This is a genomic window from Paenibacillus sp. 7516, assembly GCF_002272715.1.
Taxonomy (GTDB): Bacteria; Bacillota; Bacilli; order Paenibacillales; family Paenibacillaceae; genus Paenibacillus; species Paenibacillus illinoisensis_A.
The window spans coordinates 48,300-69,214 of sequence record NZ_NPBI01000036.1 but is presented as its reverse complement, the minus strand read 5'-3'; the positions used below and the strand labels follow the sequence as shown (position 1 = coordinate 69,214).

General features: G+C 48.1%; 18 protein-coding genes. 5 read left to right on the top strand and 13 right to left on the bottom strand.

Going from position 1 to position 20,915, the window contains the following annotated elements; translation table 11 throughout:
* Positions 1 to 17: 17 nt before the first annotated feature.
* The 4 genes from CHI14_RS25205 to CHI14_RS25190 all read right to left on the bottom strand — a co-directional run bounded on the left by CHI14_RS25205 (position 18) and on the right by CHI14_RS25190 (position 4,520).
* Positions 18 to 1,463, bottom strand: coding sequence for an alpha/beta hydrolase family protein (locus CHI14_RS25205; protein WP_095292304.1), 1,446 nt, complete (start codon positions 1,461 to 1,463; stop codon positions 18 to 20).
* Between the two features lie 298 nt (positions 1,464 to 1,761).
* Complete coding sequence (locus CHI14_RS25200) at positions 1,762 to 2,220, bottom strand: FixH family protein (RefSeq protein ID WP_095292303.1); 459 nt, start codon at positions 2,218 to 2,220, stop codon at positions 1,762 to 1,764.
* A gap of 17 nt (positions 2,221 to 2,237) precedes the next feature.
* The gene (locus CHI14_RS25195; protein WP_095292301.1) at positions 2,238 to 2,690 is read right to left on the bottom strand and encodes a disulfide oxidoreductase; all 453 of its coding nucleotides are present in this window, start codon (positions 2,688 to 2,690) and stop codon (positions 2,238 to 2,240) included.
* A gap of 195 nt (positions 2,691 to 2,885) precedes the next feature.
* Positions 2,886 to 4,520: a copper amine oxidase N-terminal domain-containing protein gene (locus CHI14_RS25190; RefSeq protein ID WP_095292372.1), complete on the bottom strand. Its 1,635-nt coding sequence runs from the start codon at positions 4,518 to 4,520 to the stop codon at positions 2,886 to 2,888.
* Positions 4,521 to 4,855: 335 nt separating this feature from the next.
* Between CHI14_RS25190 and CHI14_RS25185 the strand changes: the two genes are divergently transcribed.
* From CHI14_RS25185 to CHI14_RS25175, 3 genes are all read left to right on the top strand, one after another.
* Positions 4,856 to 5,062, top strand: coding sequence for a hypothetical protein (locus CHI14_RS25185; RefSeq protein WP_095292370.1), 207 nt, complete (start codon positions 4,856 to 4,858; stop codon positions 5,060 to 5,062).
* A gap of 516 nt (positions 5,063 to 5,578) precedes the next feature.
* Positions 5,579 to 6,685 (top strand): stalk domain-containing protein, encoded by a 1,107-nt coding sequence (locus CHI14_RS25180; protein WP_249281234.1) that lies wholly within the window; start codon positions 5,579 to 5,581, stop codon positions 6,683 to 6,685.
* A gap of 198 nt (positions 6,686 to 6,883) precedes the next feature.
* Complete coding sequence (locus CHI14_RS25175; protein ID WP_095292300.1) at positions 6,884 to 7,159, top strand: WXG100 family type VII secretion target; 276 nt, start codon at positions 6,884 to 6,886, stop codon at positions 7,157 to 7,159.
* A gap of 88 nt (positions 7,160 to 7,247) precedes the next feature.
* On the opposite strand, the gene CHI14_RS25170 is transcribed toward CHI14_RS25175, so the two are convergent.
* The 9 genes from CHI14_RS25170 to CHI14_RS25130 form a co-directional block, all read right to left on the bottom strand.
* Entirely contained in the window at positions 7,248 to 7,514 is a 267-nt protein-coding gene (locus CHI14_RS25170; RefSeq protein ID WP_095292298.1) for a DUF4176 domain-containing protein, read from the bottom strand.
* A gap of 17 nt (positions 7,515 to 7,531) precedes the next feature.
* A complete protein-coding gene (locus tag CHI14_RS25165; RefSeq protein ID WP_095292297.1) occupies positions 7,532 to 8,269 on the bottom strand; it encodes a hypothetical protein in 738 nt (245 codons plus the stop codon).
* Complete coding sequence (locus CHI14_RS30570) at positions 8,270 to 9,232, bottom strand: hypothetical protein (protein ID WP_246058541.1); 963 nt, start codon at positions 9,230 to 9,232, stop codon at positions 8,270 to 8,272.
* Between the two features lie 38 nt (positions 9,233 to 9,270).
* Positions 9,271 to 10,098, bottom strand: coding sequence for a hypothetical protein (locus CHI14_RS25155; RefSeq protein ID WP_095292295.1), 828 nt, complete (start codon positions 10,096 to 10,098; stop codon positions 9,271 to 9,273).
* Positions 10,099 to 10,350: 252 nt separating this feature from the next.
* A complete protein-coding gene (locus CHI14_RS25150; RefSeq protein WP_095292294.1) occupies positions 10,351 to 11,394 on the bottom strand; it encodes a hypothetical protein in 1,044 nt (347 codons plus the stop codon).
* A gap of 48 nt (positions 11,395 to 11,442) precedes the next feature.
* A complete protein-coding gene (locus CHI14_RS25145) occupies positions 11,443 to 13,140 on the bottom strand; it encodes a DUF6138 family protein (protein ID WP_095292293.1) in 1,698 nt (565 codons plus the stop codon).
* Between the two features lie 515 nt (positions 13,141 to 13,655).
* A complete protein-coding gene (locus tag CHI14_RS25140) occupies positions 13,656 to 15,308 on the bottom strand; it encodes an extracellular solute-binding protein (protein ID WP_095292291.1) in 1,653 nt (550 codons plus the stop codon).
* Positions 15,309 to 15,449: 141 nt separating this feature from the next.
* Entirely contained in the window at positions 15,450 to 17,042 is a 1,593-nt protein-coding gene (locus tag CHI14_RS25135) for a response regulator transcription factor (protein ID WP_170948269.1), read from the bottom strand.
* A complete protein-coding gene (locus CHI14_RS25130; RefSeq protein ID WP_095292289.1) occupies positions 17,017 to 18,780 on the bottom strand; it encodes a sensor histidine kinase in 1,764 nt (587 codons plus the stop codon). The genes CHI14_RS25135 and CHI14_RS25130 overlap by 26 nt, the downstream gene beginning before the upstream one ends.
* 254 nt (positions 18,781 to 19,034) lie before the next feature.
* Between CHI14_RS25130 and CHI14_RS25125 the strand changes: the two genes are divergently transcribed.
* Positions 19,035 to 19,994 carry an ABC transporter permease gene (locus CHI14_RS25125; protein ID WP_481856453.1) on the top strand — a complete coding sequence of 320 codons (960 nt, stop codon included), beginning with the start codon at positions 19,035 to 19,037 and terminating at the stop codon, positions 19,992 to 19,994.
* 34 nt (positions 19,995 to 20,028) lie between these two features.
* Entirely contained in the window at positions 20,029 to 20,907 is an 879-nt protein-coding gene (locus tag CHI14_RS25120) for a carbohydrate ABC transporter permease (protein ID WP_095292286.1), read from the top strand.
* The last annotated feature ends 8 nt before the right edge of the window (positions 20,908 to 20,915 follow it).

Below are 20,915 nucleotides of genomic sequence, written 5' to 3'. Positions count from 1 at the left end.
CTGTCCCACCTTTCCTCTTAATGTTGTTTCACCTGTTTATGACCTATGCTTGTATATTTGGTATCGTATGCTGCTTCCGGGAACCGGTCTGATGGTCCTTCCAACAGCACCGGCTGCTCTCCTTTAAGATAGCGGTCGAAGAATGCCAGCGTGTATGATCTCGTGATATCCACATTATGCTCGGGCGTCATCCCCCTGGCAAACATTCGAGGCGAGATCAACGAGATATCTGTGAAGCTCTGGTGGAAAAAACCATCCACAGTCAGGTAATAGGTATCATTCAAGCTATGTGTCATGACATGATCCAAATCCGGTTCAAACTCCGGATAAAACACGTTGTCTTTTTCGGTGGCATCCGGTGCAAAACTTTTGGCTGTCTCACCTGACATGATATACATAAACGGCTGTTTCAGAGCGGCCTTGGACACTTCACCCCAAAAACCGCCTTCCAGACTAAGCCCTGCGCTAAACCGATCATCCTGAGCCAGAGCCTCCGCTGTGGTTGCCCCGCCGTAAGAGTGACCAAAAATGCCTACACGATCCAGGTCCAACTTGCCTTCGAGCAGCCTGTTCGGATCATGACTATTCCATAATGTAAGTGTATCCAGCACAAAGCTTGCGTCTGCAGCACGAATGCTTACTCCTTGGACATTATACTGATACAGTTCCTCTGACGTATCGAATTCGGGATTAGCTTCATACGCCACGACATGTCCGTCCGGAAACGTAACTTGTGCTGATGTGTACGGATGGTCTATCCCCACAACAATGTACCCATGGCTAACCAATTCTTCAATAGCGGTCATACTTTGGAAACGGGCAGAACGAACCCCTGGCGAGAAGAGCAGCACAGGATAGTTGCTCTCTGCGGCCGATACCTTTGCACCCGTGACCACATGTGTAGGAATCGTGTCCAGATAGCTAAACACCTGTGGTGGAATACCGAACACAAGGCTGATGGCTTCACCCAGCTCTGCGGGGTAATGCTCCAGCGGAAGTCCCTTGGCAGCTTCGTGATCCACTGGATACCAGACATTGATCATAAGTTCCCGCTTGTCTCCTGGCTCAGCCGACTTCGTCTCTTCACGGGATTCATCCACGAGCTGCTGTTGGAATGTACCTATGGCATACGGGCCGGTTGGCTCAGGCATTGTAAAAGCCGGAAGTAACCAGGTCAGTGCCACTGAACCAGCACTAAGTACCAATACCATGATAGAAGAAAGCGTGGCTTTGATCCATGATCTGTGATTCTTTTGGCGAACAACGATCATAACCAAAAGAACCAGGACCAAAAGATATGTAGGCAGCATTTGCACTCGAAACTGCTCTATTACACCGTGCAGCGCAGTAAACAAAACCAAAGCAGATATCATAGCCATCCTCATCCCCCGCCTCGGACGAACCAGCATCAATATGGCGACCACAACCGTTACAAGTACTAAAATCCATTCCAATATTCTCATCGTTCAACCTCCAACATCTCTGTAATACAACAAGGATAAACCTTGAAGCATACTTCAAGGTCAAGGTTAAACTTTCGAATTATATCATAAAGGGGCTGATATGATCTCTTCCAGCTCGGGAACGTGCTGAAGGTCTTACACGCAAGCAATATCTAGAATATTTAAGCAGAACATATCAGTAGTCATGAAGCAGCCAATAACAGTCATCATTAGAAAACCCGTCATACGTGGTACAGCAGCCCTGTGATTGGCTTGTACCTCGTCTGGCGGGTTTTCATGTTCAACTGAGCATTCTTTTTTAATTGCCTGAAGCGCTCTCTACAGTTACCTTGGTTCTCGGCATCGCATGCATGGCCCCAGCGGTTACATGGACCTGTACGACATATACGCCCGTTTCTTCGAACGCATAGTTGGCCTCGTAAATTCCATCCCCTGTGGATTGGGCCGTAATCGCTCCCTGAGCTTCTAGATCCTCAGGATTCATTCCTTGATCCACAGCAGATGCTGCTGGTTCATCTTTTTCATTCCATACCTGAAATTGCACATGGTCTGCATCATCCACGGGCTGACCACCCTGCGTCAGTTTAATCTGCAGGGCAACATCATCCTGGATGGACACCTTATCCGGTACCATGAGCTGCACCTTAATCATCTCCAGCGTATCCGTACTCTGGGATGGCTCATCGTTAGAGCAGCCCACAGTCGTAAGGAGCAGAATGATAATTAACGGCATGAACCAACGGACTTGTCCACTCATCCATCATCTGTCCTTTCTTATGAAGAAGATTTTGGTGTTTTGCCAATTCCCCACAACATTACAATAATGATGATAAACGCAATCAGCGCAAGCAATGGAATCGTGATGAAACCAAACCAGTTCAAATAGTCGGTATAGCAAGGAATCTGCCCACAAGCGACGGAATTGCCAGTAGCCGAATAGATCCGCTGAATCGTAACGTGGTATAACGAGATTCCACCGCCAATGAAACTAAGCGGAAGCACATATTTGGTGATCCCTACATCATCCTTGAAATAGGCGATCCCAAGCACTATGGTCAGTGGATACATAAAGATTCGCTGGAACCAGCACAGGTCACAAGGGATATATCCCTTAATCTCGCTGAAATATAAACTTCCTCCCGTCGCGATGACGGATACGGCCCAAGCAATAAACAGCCGGGTATCCACATGTCTCGCCGGTCGCTCAGGTTTTGATGATGCACTCATTCATCTGGCCTCCTCTGCATTTTGAAATATCATAATACCTCATTCATGACGCAAGGGCTATTCAAGCCGTTATGTAGGGTGTTACATGATGATCATTATACCAAATATTTGAATAAATTGGTGAAACACAAAAGAGCTGCCTTTCGGGCAGCCCTCCTGCTTCTTTCTGGTTGTTCGTTGGTCGACTTCCTACGATTACATCGATTTGGTCAATGTGATGGAACCATCCTTTTGAGCCCATTTTACGTCCCAGTTCAGAAGTTCAGCAATGAAACGCAGGGGTACTTGGGTACGTCCATCTTTGTTAACAAACACGGTGGAGCCTACGTTCTTCTTCATACCGTTCACTTCCATGACTTTGTTGTTCACCCAGAATACGAGGGTATCATCACCAGCCATAACCGTAACTTCCTGGGCTTTTTTGTCCCATTTCACCGTTGCGCCAATTCCTTCACTCAGGAAACGAAGTGGAATGTACGTCGTGTTTTTCCAGAGCACGGGTGTAGTGTCCATGTTGGTCGTTTTATCGTTAATTTTCAGCATTTTGCTGTTCAGCTTCATCCAAACAGTGGTCATATCCGGAGCTGGCGTTGGTGTTGGGGCAGGTGTCATCGGCTCCTGAAATTTGTCATTGTTCTGAGTCACGATCGCATTGCCCAGGGCTTGACCTACACCAAACATCACTTTGAAACCTTCACGATTCGTTGTATACGAAGCATCATAATTGCCGGCTGCATATTGGTCGAGAACTTTCTGTACTTGCTCTTCATGTGTAGTCAGTGCTTCTTGTCCGGCTGCCTTAGGCAGATTGCCTGCTGTTGCCGAATCCAGGAATGCAGCGAATTCTGTGGTGAAACCATCAATACGCTTCTCCACCGCTGCACGAGCTGCTGCGTCATTGTTTTTAACAGATTTTACATAGTCACTCTGTGCATTAACATGATTGGTTACCCAAATTTTCTCGAAAGCGTTGGCCCCGTCATTACCGTAGATGGAAGCAATGGCTGCTTTGAAATCAGCTGTGTTCCCAGCTTCAGCTGTAACTAGAGCATTCGAGGCTGCTGTGCGTCCATCGTATTCCTCTTGCATTTGCAGGGCAGACAGCGCAAAGTGCTCGGAGGCCAGGTGATTCAGAGCGGATCTAAGATCGGCTGCTTTCGTATCGGCTTTGGTGTTCTCGAACTTTTCAGGCATTTGTGTCGTGATTGCCGTGGAGAGCGCCTTACTTACGTCGAACATCTCCTTGAAACCTTCGCGGTACGCCTTGTATGCATCGCTGTAATCTCCGGCTACATATTCATCGAATACGTTTTGCACGAGATCTTCATGTACCTTCAGTGCTTCTTTGGCTGCCGCTTTTGGCAATTTGCCTTCTGTTGCGGTGTTCAGGAATGTGGAGAACTCATCGACAAATCCATTGATGTTATCCTGTGCTTGTTTGATGCCAGCCTGGTTACCCATTTTCGTTGCTTTCACCAGATCGTCGGTGTACTTGTTGTGAGCACGGAAGATGCGTTCGAATTCCTTCGCACCTGCATCACCGTACAGGGAGGCGATAGCCGGCTGCATATCCAGGGCATTTTGGTCGAGTGCCTTGTAAGCTGCGTCTGCATCCTTTGCTCCGTCATATGCTTTAGCCATAGCTGTTACCGCCAGTGCAAAATGTTCCGAAAGTAGGTGATCCAAGTTGGCTCTAAGGTCAGCAGCAGGTGTGTTCACGGATGCCTTCATCGTAGTCATTGGTGTCTTTGGCGCGGAAGCAGCCCCTGCGATTCCCGGCATCAAGAGCGTCAAGCTTAGCATGGGTGCGATAAACTTCTTCATTTTCATTTTCATTACGTATTCACTCCTCCATATAATTTGTATGCTTTGTTTCCTCGTCGTCGTTTTCAAAGGGTGTAACGCAGGGATCCCCAATCTGGATCACCCCATAGGCAAAAAAAATTCACGGCCTCCGTTTGGAAGAGCCGCGAATCCGCATCACTACTGGTTTTTTTCATGCTCAAAATGATTTAAATTTATTGTGATCTCTTGTTGGAATTGAGTATACCCACTGTAAGTCATCTGCTTTTTTCCCTTATTCTCTCAAATAAAACCTTACATCCCAGGTGATCCTGGGGTACAATAAAGGAGATGATTATATGCCTTTTGAAGGAGGTTCACTCATGAGTTGGCTGCCTTATATTTTAATTATTGGTATTGCCTTGTTCGGCGGCATTGCCACCCTGATCATCGGAAATTCCAAAGCCAATCAGACCAGCAACCCCGAATACGACCGCCGAACCAAACAGAATTTGAGCCGGTTAACCTATGTATACGTTGGTGCCATCGTGCTTGGCATGGGCGGACTGATCCTTTACCTTGTAAACTAAACGACCTCCGGGTTCAATCAAGTATGACTTTATATCTGTTCAACATTTCAATCGTTCGTTCTACATATAAGATGGCTGGGGAATCCATTCCCCTCTCCCTGAACACCGCCCCCATGTACACCACATACTTCAAATCTCCGAATCAAAGTGAATGTCAGTCATAACTCCTCTCTCCGTTCCTTATTCTTTTCACCTAAATAGATTTGCAATGTTTACAAGTTGGAGATAATTCAGAATTATTATGGATAACTTCCGGGTTTAATATAAAGCCATAAGGGACAGCGAGCCCTACAAATGACAATCATATAAGTTGATCCTGACATTTCACACGGTAACATAGAGTGCAGAACCAATCTGAAGAAGCGAAGCGGTCACCTTTATCACCGGATTTACCCTTTTAAAATAAGTCAACAAATCTGGGGATAAGAGGGATCGGAAGATGGTACTGCAATCGAAGTGGTAAAGTGTAAATTCTATCAGATCAACTTATACACTGAGCCTAAAGGAGAGTTATACATGATGAAAAAAAACCTGAAGAAATCTGCTGCAGCGATGATGGTACTTGGCATGACATTAACAGGAGCTGCTGGTGTATTTGCCGGTACTCATCTGGAGAAAATCTCCGCTTATCTTAATCATGGCATCAGCTTCAATGTAGACGGAGCAGCTTATACTCCAACGGATGGCAATGGGAATAAACTTGCACCGATTACTTACAACAATTCAACCTACCTGCCTGTACGTGCCATTGCGGATGCGCTGCATGTTCCTGTATCGTACGACGGCAAAAAAGGTCAGGTTATCATCGGGGAAGCAGCTAGCAATCCTTCTGCCCTGTCCAATGTAACCTATAGTGCAGCACAAAAGGAAGCAATTCAAAAAGCATTTGCACAGTTCGATGGTTTTGAAACAGCCTATGCACCTCAGCAAAGTATCCAAGGTGATACGTTTAAAAGCGTTGGCGCCGGGGGCGATGGTGTGAGCTTTGTCTTCACCCATATGAAAGTAAGCATATCTCCACGTGATTACTCGGATGGCTATGACAGCAAAGATGTGAAATTGTCCAATGGCGTAACTGCCAAATGGTACACGCCGGATCAAACGGGCATGCTGACCTTCCCATTGGATGATCGTTATGTAACGCTTAGCTCCCCTGACCATAAGTTGACTCAGGCACAGCTTGCTCAGGTGGCCGTATCTGTCCAAAAGGTGAATAACAACGATCAAGGCATCACCGGGTTTGCCAATGTAAATTACACCAAGGAACAAACAGCTACCATTCGTAAAGAATTTGCGAAATTCGATGGCTTTGAGACGGCTTACGCGCCTCAGCACATGATTGCCGGAGATGCATTCCAAAGTGTGAATGCCGGCGGTGATGGCGTTAACTTTGTATTCAGCCATATGAATGTGACGGTATCGCCGAAAGACTACTCGTTCAGCTATGATGGCAAAGAAGTCAAACTGTCTAACGGCGTAAATGCCAAGTGGTATACACCGGACAAAACGGATATGCTGACATTCCAACTGGATGATCGCTATGTTACGCTCAGCTCACCAAATAATGCACTGACACACACCCAGCTGGAACAAATGGCCGTGTCCGTGCAAAAACTGAAATAAAACGAAACATACCAAAACACACATCATGCTGCTCCTATTAACGGGGGCAGCTTTGATGTGTGTTTTGTCCTAGTCCAGACAGTATGGCTGTTATGAAAACAAGGCTTTCGTCCAGCTTCAATTCGCTCAAGATACGGTTATAATGAATGGTATATGCACATTTAAATAGAGCCATGAACAGATAGGGAGGGAAAAACAATGAACCAGCGAATAGATCTTTCGCCTGAGGAGCTGCAGCAGCTGGCAGGTGAATTCAGCAAGGCTTCCCAGAACGGTAATGATATTTTGGCACAGCTGAGAACGATGGTGGATCAAGCCGAAGGCCAGTGGGAAGGTGAACGGCAGCGTGAATTCATGCAGCGGATCAACGACAGTATGACATCGATCAGCAATTATCTGCTTGGTTTGCAGGAGACCAGCACCAGTCTGCAGCAGACGGCAACCCGCTTCCGTGAAACGGATCAGTCACGCTAGGACTGATCCGTTATCCGTTAAGGTTGTATTTTCACTTTGCATATTTCTGCAACGTTCATATTTATTTTTTTCAAATCAAACCCATGATTTAATCATTCAGATTCCCAGCAAATGCTTCTTCTTCCTCATCCACATACCCTCTGAAAATAATCTCTTCGATATCTTCATGATTGAATACATACGTATAATCCGGATTAATATATCCCTCCGGGTACAAACATCCAATGTAATCGAACTGACGAGGCGGTTCTGTCATTAACATCTGCTTGCGTCCATAAATGACGAGCTTTTTGGTGCCTTCCTTCAGCCGGATCACGGAGCCGTTGGGCAGTAAAGTCAATGTATCTTTTTCCATATGGTATGTAACCTCCTTCAACTATTCTGCGCTTTATGGGCATTGGTTTCCTTCGGGGCATGCAGTACCCGGCGCAACCAGTAATACCGATGCACATCCATGATAAAGTGAAATACAACAAAAGCTAGCATAATATAGACACACATCAGGACCACCGCAACCGTCTGCTGCGTGACAAAGGCCAATGATAGATTGGCCACCAGATAACCGGCGCCAGTCAGCATGGTCAGCGTCGCGACAGGCATACGTGAGCCTGTACCCGCTTTTGGTCGATGTGGAGGCTGCTGCAGCTTACGAAGATGGAACCTGGCATACTGATACAAGGCGAAACCGTATACTGCAAACGACCCGATCGCATACCATGGGGTTGTCAGTCCAAGCATGCCATAAGCGAACTTTTGCACGATGATCATGAATCCCAAAGAACAGACAATTCCAAATACGCCGCGGAACAAAACATAATTCAGCTGCAGTCTGCGCGGTGCCGCAATCAGGGCTACGGCCCATACATTCATGACTGCCAGAGGAGGCAGCAGAATATAAGCATATAAAGACTGGAACGGGATACTAAAAACCGGGATGAGCAGGAAGACGTTCAGAAAAAAGAGCACCAGTGTACCTGCGCTGAAACGAATTCCATCCGATGCATATACCGCAAGATAATTTTCAAACGCGTCCGGGTGGTAAGAGGTTCCTTCTACACTTGTTGCAACTGGATTGTTCGTAGATGATGTGGAACGTTTCTGACGTGCCATCTATTTGAACCATCCTGATACGGTAGACCAGGCCTTCTTCGCTCCGTGTTTCACCACGTCTTTCACGGAATCATCCTGCCCGTCGCCATCCAGATCCATGTTCATGGTTACCCCTTCTGCGAGATACGTCAAACCTACGGATACGCCCAAACCAACCGCACCAACGGCAAGTACGGGTGCCGCCGCAGGCAGAATCGCAGCGGTCAGCAGGGTTGCTCCTACTGTCGTTGCCCCACCAACAACAACGTTTCCGATGATATCCCCGGCAATTTTGTCAGTGGATGCGTTCTGACTGATGTTCTCCTGTGTGTCTGTAAACACATCAATGCCGACGCTGGCCCAGCCCAGTTTATCCGTCAATGCTGACCTGACCGCATAACCTGGCTTGATCATCGAGGCGATTTCCTTAATCTGAGGTGTGGCTGTTCCGTTGGCTATTTTGGCTTCAATGTCACGAACATAATGAATTTTATAGTCACGGGGTCTGCCATTGACTACTGGATTATTTTTGACGGAATCATAGCTTTCACGAACCAAAATTCGCGGCGTATTCCGATCAAGCTGCTGCTTCACCATATAACCATTTCTGACTCGATACCCCAGTTTGGCAACAGCCGCAGCAGCAGTCAGCGTCCCTACCGTGCTGCCAGGCCCATCGAATGGTGCCAGTAGATTAATGCCCGTCAGCCCAAAAGTACCCCCGGATTGATCCTCCTGCTCCATTCGCTCACGAGTGGTTTTCACATATGCAGCCAGCTGCTGCATGCTCTGTCCGGCAGTCTGAAACCGCTGCTGGTGCGACTGATACAAGCCGATAATGGTCTGCCGGTTCCCCGACTGCCAAGCCGCTCCCTGAATGGAGCGCTGGAGAACACCATCTACCTGCTGCAGCTGTGCAGTAACCTGTTCAATCTGCTGTGCCAGCGAGTTCAGGTACTCCGATTTCATAATAATCTTGGTCAACTTATTCTCCCCCTTAAGCATACCTGCGTTCTATGGGATTAAACTGCAGGCAAAATGGACAACGAACGCGTCGTTAGCAAAAAAAGGCTCTGGATCAGCTCTTCTTCTGTTATCTTGAATGCTGTACATCGTTCTTTTCTTTCATTTTCCTTGTCTTCGATGAACAGCCAATTACCTGCACAACTACCCATAAAATAAATGGTCTGTGGCTTGTTCTGCATTCCGCGGGTGGACACCTCAAACTGCCCTTGTTTCTGGATGTTAACAAACGCTTGGGCCAGTTCGTGAATTGCAGCCGAATGTGCATGCAGGTCCTGGCGTAAGGTGTAGGTTACCCTTTCGATGCCTGATTCGTTATCCAGCGTCAGCAGCTGCTGCAGTGTGTGCTTCTGAATAGGGGTATGGATGGATTCCTCGGCAGAGTCAGGCAATTCAATCCGATTGCCCATAATACGAAGCAAGTCCTGCAAGCTTTCGAATGAAGTCAGGGTCACCTGATCCCGTTCAGGATCCCAGAGCCATTCAACGATGTTTGTTCCGGAAATGAAGCCATAGGTCAGAGTTGATCCACGCTGTTCTGAGCTTGATGTCTTCAGATGAAGCTTCATCACTGCGCTGCTGAGCTTGCAGCTCTGGAGCAGCTGATGGACTTGCGGATGTATGGTAATGTCATTATCTTCAGATTCAATAACGCCATCCTTGATCAGATCGGTTTTTATTTTTTCAAATGTACGTCGGGCCTGCTCACCCTGTAATGCAGCATCATTCAGATGTGCGAAGAGTACTTCAGCTTCCGGGATATTCATGATCTGAAACAGAAACAGAGCCTCCCGGCCAGAGCAGGTAAATGAAGTATATGTAGGCACAGTCATTCCTCTTTTCCATGATTTATCTATCAAACTCCAATGGAAGAGCCTATCTGTTTATTGTAAAAGGATAGGCATTCAGGCTCAATGCGCCCCCACTCCTGTTCTTGGGACGTTCAACCTGATTATATTTACCCACTAAGCTGTGGAACCGCACAGGGTTGAATCACTTCAGAATTTTAAAATTTCAATGAGAAGCTACAAACAAAAAAACAGCAAGGACCGAATATTCCCTGCTGCTTCTTATCGTCTTCAGGTCGGATCGGTTAAACGAATAACTCTTCTATAATACATGGAATCCATCCAATCTTCCCAGTCCAGTTCACTAGCATTGCTGTTACGATAATATGCAGCAGACGCAGGAAGATAACCAACCAAAGGACCCATGCCGCCACAGATCATCTCGCCGCCATCGCCGCCTTTGGGCAATACTCCTCCAGAACAATCCATCGTCAATTCAACTTTGTACGGATCTCCGGCAAACTGGAGTCCAAAAAAATTGGGCTGCTCCAAATCATAAGGCATTTCATCCTCTTCAACGAGCGACGGATCCGTCTCGACCGATTCACCGACGATCTCACTCAGCCCTTCCAAGCGTCCAAAATGCTTCAACTTCATCGTATAATCGAAACTGTCGCCCCAGGGAAATAACGTACGACAGCCTCCCCCGTACAAATACTCCCATTCATCCTCGGTGAGCAAACCAAAACCCGCTTCAGCTTGTTCCTCCAGCAAGGCTTCAATTGTAAGCTCCTCGTTGTATAGCTGTATGCGGACATCCTCACCTTGACGCTCCAGGCGAAATGTCTGATACTGCTCCAATGCCTTAGGATCAGAATGCTTGAATCGCTCAAGCTCTGCTGCAAACTCAGATCCATGCCTTGTAAATGCTTCTTCTTCGGTAGCTTCAATCCAGCCAAGTGATTGTATATGGCACTCCACCAGCATGGGAGCAATAGCTGCTTCTCTCACCGGTGACATCTGGCTCGCCAGAAAAGTATCCACGTCCTCTACGCCATACTCACTTACCGCCTCAGATAGATCTGCCGAAGTCTCCTCATTCATACCATCCTGCCACTGACTCCACCCTAAGGTCGCATGGTCTCCAGGTACAAACACAAACTCTCGCCCAGCATGCATAAATACCCCCGTTTCAGTTCGCTGACCGAACCGTTCAAACGTTCTTACACCGATGTATTCCATACCCGCCGGACATAAGGCAATCATCCCATGCAGCAGCTCTTCTTTTTCCTGAACAGATAACCCTGCCCATATGGCACGAGTCAGTGCTTCCATGGCTCTCCACCTTTCCAGATGCTCTTTCACCCCTTGATGGCTAAGCTCCTATTTACCTGCAGCCTGCAGGAGCTCTAGCAGCAGCTCTTTCCGTTTCCCTTCTGCCTTGCGGGCCAGACCTGCTAGCTTCTCCGCCTTGCCCCAGATCGGATATATCACACGCTCCACTTCATACGTTTCCAGTCCGTTGATCTGCTGCACCATAAGAGCAAGCTTCTCTTCACTTTCCAGTTCGGGCTGGATCTTCAGCTTCAAGCCATCCGTCGAACGTCGTAGGCAGGCAACCAATGCAGGTGCAGAGCTGGCTGTTATACCGTGCTTTTCGGCAAAGGCAGCAGTGAATTTATCCTGCACCAATTGGTGTTCATCGTCCACTTCTCCCATATAAAATTCAACCAAAGGAAAATACGCCTCGTCTGCGAGCCCCAGTCCATACGTGGCATAGCTGCCTGGCATACAGTTCTTCTCTCCCTCTGTGTCTCCGTACCATTCGAATTCTTCAATGGCTTCCCGAGCGTACTCTTCAAGAAGTGGGTGCAAATTCGGATACTCCAGTGCACTCGCGAAGAACCGGTGGGTATCCGACTTGGCCAGTCCCTTTATAGGCAAATATTGTTTCGCCTTGGATTTGAGCTTGATCTTATAGCTCTTAGGGAAGCCTTTCTTCAGTAACCGAATAATGAATGCCAGTGCATGCTCATAGGCAGATGATTTTTCCTGACGAATAACGATTGTAATGACAGAGAACACATCATTGGCTGTGCATTCCACCTGTTCATTTTTTACATGAATGTCTTCCTTGGCATAAGCCCCGCTGCCTTCCGCCATCATTCGAACTGCACGGTCGCTCCCCAGCTGTTTCGCCAGTTCCAGGAAGGTAAGGCCTGTCGGTTTACTGTAGCTGGGCTCAAAACGCAGAATCATGACCGCTGCGTACAGCAGCAGATCGATCGGCTGGGCCTCTTGCTGCCCATGGTTCTCAACTTCTCCATGAGACTCATTCTGTTCCAGAACGGCGCCTGGCTTGAGTGCATATTCATTCGACCTATACTCCGATAACTGAATATCATAATACTGTGGCAAAAATTGATTCTCTGCCCAATCCTTCAATGCACGAATGATATTGCCGCGATGCTCCGCCAGGGCATCCTGACGCCCTTTATTCAATTCCTGAATGCGGTCATATTGAGCTATAATCCAGGCAATATTTGGACTCGGAAACAGCTCTGGATCAAGCAAATGACGCGTCAAAAAAAAGGACTCCAGCGGTTTCGTTGGATATGTACTGTTCTCCAGCTTTTGCTCCACATAGGTATGAATGCGTTCCAGCAGCTGCTTCTTCTTCTCTTCGTTGATATATTCAAATAGCGTCAATTGCAGCTTCCCTTCGGTCGTTGGAAATTTCCCGCGAAAGGTGAAATGATAGTCGATCAGCGGTGTATCTCCCAGCTCATCCAATCTTCTCCGGATCACTTCAGCAAGCTGAGGCTGAATTTCGCTTCGCACCTGCTCTTCCGTAAATGAACCTGCGTTCCTGGAGTTCAAGCCATCATCCAAACCGAGATCCAGGCTGTCAACCGTCGTACGTCCAGGTCTGTAATCCAGTAAAACATCACCCAGGATCCCCATCTGCAGCGTGGTTCGCTTCACTACCTTGTCCAAGTCGCTTCGCTTCTCCTGTTCATCAAACCATTCATGAATGGCGCCAATCATCTCTTCCATGGCCTGATCATATAGTGTACTCATCAAATTTCCTGCCTTTCGTAATTAAACTCTATCGAATAACAGCTCATGTTCTATTTCTTGAGGATCGCTCCATAAATCTTGCAAGTGAAAATACGTATTGACGTTCGCATAACACCTATTATTTTACTCTCTCATGCACACCTGGAACAATAAGACTTATGCACGGTTGTTGGCTAAGAAAATGGATGATCTCTTCCTCTGCACCTGTCTGTGCATTACTGTACTCATACCAAAAAAACACCGGAGTCAGGCGACTTTACGCCTAAATCCGGTGTATTCACGAAACCTTCACTCTTCTTTTAATACTTTAGTACGATTCCATTCAGACAGTTAAGATTACACGAAAACGGAGAGTGCAGAACCAATCTGGAGAAGCGAAGCGCTCGCCTTTATCACCGGATTTTATCCTCTAAATAGAGGAATCAAAAAATCTGGGGATAACAGCGATCGAAAGATGGTACTGCAATCGGAGTGGCAAAGTGTAACCTCCCTCTCCTGTTGAATCAGTTACCGTATTAATTCACAGTCTTAAACCATTCGTTTACTTCGGCGGTAATCTCGTCGCCACCCATCGACTTCCACTTCGTTACAAACGCATCGAATTCCTCAATGCCAACCTGCCCATAGATGATTTTGCTGAACGTATCTTTCTCCAGTTTGTCGAGCGCATCCTTCTTCATCTTCATTGTATCGGTTGGCGCACCCGTGAACTTGTTCTTGATCGCATCATCCTTATGTGCAACGACAACTTGAGCTGCAGCAAATACTTCCGGTTTGTTGGCAATGCTCGTATTTTTCTCAAAAGGCGTCTCCGGTTCCTTGCCTGTCGCGAGTTCTGCGAGCGTATCCATCATCAGGTTCGGAATCCGTGCACCGTCATAGGTAATCGTGTATTTCAGCGGTGATACGCCATCTTTCACTTCAGCTTCACCCACGACTTTGCCGTCCACGATGTCATAATCATATCCTTGGGCAAACCCATGCTCGAACTCGCTGCCCACCTCCGGATTGGCGAAGTTATCGAACAGATAATTCTGATAGGTGAAGAACACTTCCGGGTTAGCCATATCCTTGTTGATCAACACAACCCCGTTGCTGGCCCCGGAACCATGATGATGACTCTCACCCGTCGGGCCGGTTGGCAGAGCGATGGCTTTATAGGTGGCACCGTCCACATTTTTCTTCACGTCATCAATTGGCCAGTTAGGCATCCAGTGCGGACCCACGATGATCCCGGCCTTACCTGCTGTAAACAGTTCAGCTGCCTTGATCTCATCATAAACACCAGCTTCCTTGGGCAGATAACCTTTGGAGAGCCAATCTTTCATTGTAGCAAGACCTTCCTTCACTCCTGGCTGCACCGAGCCGTATTGCAGCGTTCCGTCTTCAGCCTCGTTCCATTGACCTGGCATCGTGTTATACATGCCGAAGATCCAGCCAGATTCCGTCATCCATGTATTTAGCGCATTCTTCATGCCGACGGTCAAACCATACGTATCCTTCTTGCCATTACCATCCGGATCCTGATTCGTAAATGCATCCATGACCGCAACCAGCTCATCGATCGTTTTTGGTTCTTCCAGTCCCAGCTTCTTCAGCCAGTCTTCCCGGATAAACATCACCGGATCGCCGTTGTAGGCATAGTCGAAGATCGGAATGCCGTAACGCTGACCCTCATACATGTAAGGATACCATTCCTCCGGTGCCGATTCGGACGCCTGTTTCCACGTGTCAGATGCATATTTGTCAAACAGTGCACCTGCATCAGCGAACTTGCCGGACTCAATCAACTCACGCACCAGGTTATAGTCCCCACGGATGGAGACGATATCCGGCAGCTCCTCGTTGGCAGACAGAGACAGGCGGAGCTTCGTATAAAAGGCGTCATTAGTCACTGATACAGCCCATGGTGTGGTCAGCTCTATGCCGAGACGTTCCTTGGCCCATTTGGTATGCACATTGCTCTGTGCCGTTTCCCCGTTCTTAAACTTCGTGTCATCGTTCCAAGCCCGCAAGTAGCTCATCTGCACCGCTGGTTCGTACTTCCCGTTTTGCATCGCAAGCGGCGCAGCCGCTTCCTTCGCAGGTTCCTCTTTGGCCCCCGAACTGCATGCTGTTACAGCAACCATCGTTAATGCAAGCACTGCCGTCATCATCTTTTTATACATGAACTAACCCCTCCTCAGGTAACTTTGGATACCCTTTGTGCATCTCGCATCATCCATCAAGCTTCATGCACCTTACATGAAAAGGATAGTGCAGCCGGGGAGGCAAACATATATCACAATTTCAATGTTCATATTGATTTGTTAACCGTTCCGAAAATCCTGTGGTGTCAGGCCATAATGCTTGCGAAACACTTGAATGAAGTAAGGGGTATTGTTATAGCCCACTTCCTGGCCGACTTCGTATATCTTCATCCCGGTATGCTTCAGCAGGTGCACGGCGCGTTCCATTCTGGAGCGAATAATATAATCACTGATGCCTTCGCCAGTGGACTGTTTGTACATTTTGGACAAATACACCGGATGCAGGTGTACCTCTCCCGCAATGACCTGCAGGGACAGATCTTCTCCCAGATGATGGTCAATCCAGTGCTGTACCTGCCGAATCAGGGTGGACCCGCTTTCTTGACCCGAATCTTGAGTACGCTCTGTCCATTGCTGCAAGACGTTACGGGTCCATGCCTCCAGGCTCCGCAGCGATACGCCATAACCATCCTTCAGCAGCTGCTGATATTGTTCTCCAAGCACATCGGATAACTGTTTGCCTTCCCGGTGAGCCATATAAGAGAAAGCGGCCGCCAGATAATGAAAGGCAACGTAGACATGCTCCGGAAATACACTGCCTGATAGCTCGGCAAAGATCTGATCGATCTTGCGATGTGCATCATCCATTCTCCCGGCTTCCAGCAGCGTTGTCAGACCAGGTGGTTCATAGAGCGCAGTAAGTGATTTCAAAGAAGCACCGTGTGAGCTGGTTGCGGCATTCAGATGCAATCCTTTCCCTGCTTCACCCTGCTTCCGCAAGGCACTTACCGCCTGATGATACAGCTGCGGTACCTGATGCGGGAAACGGCCTGTTTTGCTGACCGATAGCGAGATTGTTGCATTCAAATACTGCTTCACACTGTGAATCAGTCGATCGCCCAGCCGTCCCATCAGCAGTTCCGGTTCAGACTGTACCTGTTTCGGACTGGCCATGAACACCAGATCATCATACGCATCATCGGTATGGCAGAGATGGTAGCTGCTGCTGAAGATTTCCTCCACCACATTGGATATGGCGTATTTCATTAATCGAAATGCCTTGTGTGTTGGCTGTGGGTCATCATAGCGGATCAGCAGCAGTTGCATTTTATCCTGGGGCCGGAAGCCAATCTCCAATTGTTCCAGCTTACCTACGAGTTCATCTCCGGCAAACTTGCGCCCGAGCAGCACATCCTTCATTAACTCTGCCCTTTTCTCCGGCAAATGCTCCCTAACCGAATACATGGCACGCTGATGCAGCTGCTGTTTCTCTCCTTCCAGCCGGATTTGCACGGAGGCCTGCTGCACGGCTTCGATCAGTTCTTCATCGCGCACCGGTTTAAGCAGATAACTTACCGTTCCATGTTTAAGGGCCTGTTTGGCATAATCAAAAGACGCATGTCCTGATAAAATAATGCATTTGGTCTGCTCCCACTTTTGCCGAATATGACTAACGAGATCCAGTCCCGACAGGCCCGGCATACGGATATCTGTAATGATGATATGAACCTGATGGGCAGCCATCTGCTGCAACGCTTCCTTGACCGAATATGCCTTATATACCTGACCGATGCCATATTCCCTCCATGCGATAGAGGAAGCGATGGATTCCACCGCTGAGTGTTCGTCATCCACGACCATTAGATTCATCATGAGATTGTTCCTCCTCCTCAAACCATCGTATTTCCACACTAAGTCCCCCGTAAGGAATCGCTGCAAAATGAAGCCCGGATGAATGCCCATATCGCGTAACCAGACGCTGGTGCACGTTCCAGGTGCCGGTACCGATCTCCTCACCCATCGGCTCGTTCACTTCCCGTTCCAACTCTTCAATCTCTTCGGATGTCAACGTAACCCCATCGTTATCCACGAACAAACTGTAGCGAATGAAGGATTTCCCTTTGATTTGCTCTTTGACTGACATTCCGGTCACCACGATATGGCCACTGCCTTCGCTTGGTTCGATGCCATGAATGACAGCATTCTCCACAATCGGCTGAATGAGCAGCCTTGGAATCTGCTGCTGCATCAGCTCCTGAGGTACAGCAATTTCGTAGGATAAACGATTGGTCCGCATCTGCTGTATGGACAAATAATTGTCGAGCAGCCGAATTTCCTCCTCCACCGTTGTCATGTCATTCTCATCCCGGGTGATGTACCGGTAGTAATCTCCCAAACTCAGTGACATCGCAATAACGGCTTCCGAATGACCGAGCTGGGTCATATTTTTAATATAGAACAGGCAGTTGTACAGGAAGTGCGGATTGATCTGTGACTGCAAATGCTTGAGTGTAGCTTCTCTTGAACGAATGCGTTCCTCGTACACCTTTTCGATCAATTCCTGAATTTGTTCCGCCATATGATTGAAGCTCTGAGTCAGGTACGCAAATTCATCGCGTGAATGATCCACCGGGATTCGGGTCGACAGCTGGCCTTTGCGAATCTGCTGCAGCCCCTGCATCAGACGATAGATGGGAATCTGTACCTTGCGGTAGAGCAATAATGCCGCCCCGATGCTCAAGGCCAGCAGCAGGAGTATGGATGTAACAAACATGTTCCGGCTCTTATCCATCGGGGTGAGCAGATCATCCAGTACAACGGGATTCACATAGACGCCATGAAGCTGTTTAGAACGAACATAACTCACCAGATACTGCTTGCCACCGGCCTCCAGCTGATGATTCCCCTCGCTGTCCAGCCCGTTCAACGGCATATTTTCCATAATGGCCTGCACCAGATCAGGGTCTGCACTGCGGTTTAATAAGGGGTCATTGCCTGGCACGTACAGAAAAGGGTCCCCTCCCTGCGCCTCCTTGAAGTCGTCCAGCATGGCGACAATATTCATCGGATCAAAATTAATCTCCATCACGGTACGAACTCCCGTCGTCGCTGGCTTGGCATTCCACTCGTAATTGTCCGTGAAGAAATACGTGAACCCCCCATCATCCAATTGCCACTGGCCAGGCTGGGGAAACTTCAGCATGTTCTCATTGAAGACGGTTCGGCTTGCCTTGGTGGATAACACCAGTTCTGCCTGCGGGAGCAGAATTGTAATGTCATTTTTCCAGCGGCTGGTGGACTGGTACAACGATAATTTGTCGAGAATGTCGAGATAAATGCTGTTCTTCTCATACTGGCTGGTCGTTTCCGTCATGTAACGGTAATGCAGTATGCTGGGGTCCCTCAGAAGGGTAAGCCCATAGAGCGAGAGCTGCTCAATATTTTTATCTACCTGGGAGCTGAAATAGTTGAATTGGTTTAAGCTCGATTGCTGTTTCTCCTCCACAACCATGTCCACGTTCGCCTGGTTGGCATAGGTATAGAGCAGCAAGATGGGCACCAGCAGGCAGATCAGCAGAATGACCGTTTTTGCAAATACTGTGAATTTCATCGTTTCACCCTGTCTCGAGATATAATCGAACGTATTCGAAGTCCTATTTTATATTGAAAACCCTTTCATATCTATATTGATTTTGAAAGGGTAGATAGACTCAACAGGTTAACAAATCAACATTCGCATTGAAATGTTGGTCTATAGCCCTCCCTTTTCCGTTGCTATAATTCAGTTGCTCCACTTTTTGCAAGAGGCCGAAAAGCCTCACCATGCGGAGGCTGGACGATACATAAGGAGGGACACTGATGGCTATGGAACAACCATTAACAACCAACAAACCGGTACGGCAGGCGATACGCAATCCACGCAAACGTACCCGCTGGAACTTCAAACGCACATGGCCGCTGCACCTGATGCTGCTGCCTGCTGTACTGCTCACATTGCTGTTCGCCTATGTACCCATGGGCGGCATTATTATTGCTTTTCAGGATTTCAAACCGTGGCTGGGATTCACGGGCTCCAAATGGGTGGGATGGGATAACTTCCGGTTCATGTTCGAGTATCCGGACAGTGTACAGGTGATCTGGAACACCGTGCTGATTGCTTCCATGAAAATTGTGGCCGGCCTGTTGGCCCCGGTGGTATTCGCCATTTTGCTGAATGAGGTACGAAACTCTACGTTCAAACGGTTCTCACAGACACTCGTGTACCTGCCCCACTTCCTGTCCTGGGTAGTACTAGGCGGCATTCTGCTCGACATGCTGTCCCCAGAGGGTGGACTGGTGAATCAGGTGCTGGCAGCTGCAGGAATTGAACCGATTTTCTTTCTCGGAGATGGTGACTGGTTTCGGGTAACGGTTGTCATCAGTGATGTATGGAAGGAATTCGGATTTGGCACAATCGTATTTCTGGCTGCGCTTGCGGGGATTAATCCGGCTCTCTATGAAGCTTCCGAGGTGGATGGGGCAACACGGCTCAAGCAGACGCTGCACATTACGCTGCCTGCCCTGGTGCCGATGATTATTGTGGTGGGAACGCTGTCCCTTGGCAATATTCTGAATGCAGGATTTGACCAGATTTTCAATCTGTATAACCCGCTCGTGTATGAGAAAGGTGATATTATCGACACGTTTGTGTACCGGATGGGGATCCTCAATGGCAAAATGAGCTTCGCAACAGCGGTTGGACTATTCAAGTCCTTCGTCGCGATGTTCCTGGTCATTACTGCCTACCGGATGGCATACAAAATCGCCAATTACCGCATTTTCTAAGGGGTTTAGCATACTGCATTAAGGGGGAATCAAGGTGTATCACAAAACGACCGGATACCGGATATTCAATGGCTTCAACCTGTTCTTCATTGCGGCCGTTTCACTGCTGTGTGTGCTGCCGCTCGTTCATATTCTGGCGGTCTCTTTCAGCGGCAAGGCGGCAGCCTCCGCCAATCTGGTCACACTCTGGCCGATTGATTTTACGGTAGACGCCTATACCAAAACGTTTGGTAACAGCAACTTTCTCAGTGCGCTCTGGATCTCGGTTCAGCGTACCGTTCTTGGCACGCTGCTCAGTATGGTGCTGGTCATTCTGACGGCGTATCCATTATCCAAAGAAAGTCTTCATTTCAAAGGACGCTCGATGTATGCTTGGTTTTTCATCTTCACGATGCTGTTCAGCGGCGGGCTGATCCCGTCTTACATTTTGATTCAAAAGCTGGGGCTAATCAACACGCTGTGGGCACTGATTTTGCCAGGAGCGGTTGCAGTCTGGAACCTGATTCTGATGATGAACTTCTTCCGTAATGTTCCGAAAGAGCTGGAAGAGGCGGCTTTTATTGATGGAGCTAACCATATTACAACCTTGTTTCGGATCTATCTGCCGGTGTCCATGCCCGCGATTGCGACGATCTCGCTATTCACCATGGTGGGCCAATGGAACTCCTGGTTTGACGGGCTCATCTATATGAACGATGCTTCCAAATATCCGCTGGCTACGTTGATGCAGACCATTATCGTACAGCAGGACTTCTCCAACATGAATGTGGATGCCACGCAGCTTCAGAACATGTCTCAACGTACGGTCAATGCGGCTCAGATTTTCATTGGCGCGCTGCCGATCCTGCTCGTGTATCCGTTCCTGCAGCGTTTCTTCGTCAAGGGGATTGTACTTGGGGCGGTAAAAGAATAGAACGAACG

What these genes read in the sequence shown, in the direction of transcription:
- CHI14_RS25200 (WP_095292303.1), bottom strand. Translation starts at nt 2,220, where the DNA reads ATGAGTGGACAAGTCCGTTGGTTCATGCCGTTAATTATCATTCTGCTC.
- CHI14_RS25195 (WP_095292301.1), bottom strand. Translation starts at nt 2,690, where the DNA reads ATGAGTGCATCATCAAAACCTGAGCGACCGGCGAGACATGTGGATACC.
- CHI14_RS25165 (WP_095292297.1), bottom strand. Translation starts at nt 8,269, where the DNA reads ATGGCACGTCAGAAACGTTCCACATCATCTACGAACAATCCAGTTGCA.
- CHI14_RS25135 (WP_170948269.1), bottom strand. Translation starts at nt 17,042, where the DNA reads ATGATGAATCTAATGGTCGTGGATGACGAACACTCAGCGGTGGAATCC.
- CHI14_RS25145 (WP_095292293.1), bottom strand. Translation starts at nt 13,140, where the DNA reads ATGAGTACACTATATGATCAGGCCATGGAAGAGATGATTGGCGCCATT.
- CHI14_RS25125 (WP_481856453.1), top strand. Translation starts at nt 19,035, where the DNA reads ATGGAACAACCATTAACAACCAACAAACCGGTACGGCAGGCGATACGC.
- CHI14_RS25175 (WP_095292300.1), top strand. Translation starts at nt 6,884, where the DNA reads ATGAACCAGCGAATAGATCTTTCGCCTGAGGAGCTGCAGCAGCTGGCA.
- CHI14_RS25170 (WP_095292298.1), bottom strand. Translation starts at nt 7,514, where the DNA reads ATGGAAAAAGATACATTGACTTTACTGCCCAACGGCTCCGTGATCCGG.
- CHI14_RS25190 (WP_095292372.1), bottom strand. Translation starts at nt 4,520, where the DNA reads ATGAAAATGAAGAAGTTTATCGCACCCATGCTAAGCTTGACGCTCTTG.
- CHI14_RS25180 (WP_249281234.1), top strand. Translation starts at nt 5,579, where the DNA reads ATGATGAAAAAAAACCTGAAGAAATCTGCTGCAGCGATGATGGTACTT.
- CHI14_RS25150 (WP_095292294.1), bottom strand. Translation starts at nt 11,394, where the DNA reads ATGGAAGCACTGACTCGTGCCATATGGGCAGGGTTATCTGTTCAGGAA.
- CHI14_RS25130 (WP_095292289.1), bottom strand. Translation starts at nt 18,780, where the DNA reads ATGAAATTCACAGTATTTGCAAAAACGGTCATTCTGCTGATCTGCCTG.
- CHI14_RS25205 (WP_095292304.1), bottom strand. Translation starts at nt 1,463, where the DNA reads ATGAGAATATTGGAATGGATTTTAGTACTTGTAACGGTTGTGGTCGCC.
- CHI14_RS25185 (WP_095292370.1), top strand. Translation starts at nt 4,856, where the DNA reads ATGAGTTGGCTGCCTTATATTTTAATTATTGGTATTGCCTTGTTCGGC.
- CHI14_RS25140 (WP_095292291.1), bottom strand. Translation starts at nt 15,308, where the DNA reads ATGTATAAAAAGATGATGACGGCAGTGCTTGCATTAACGATGGTTGCT.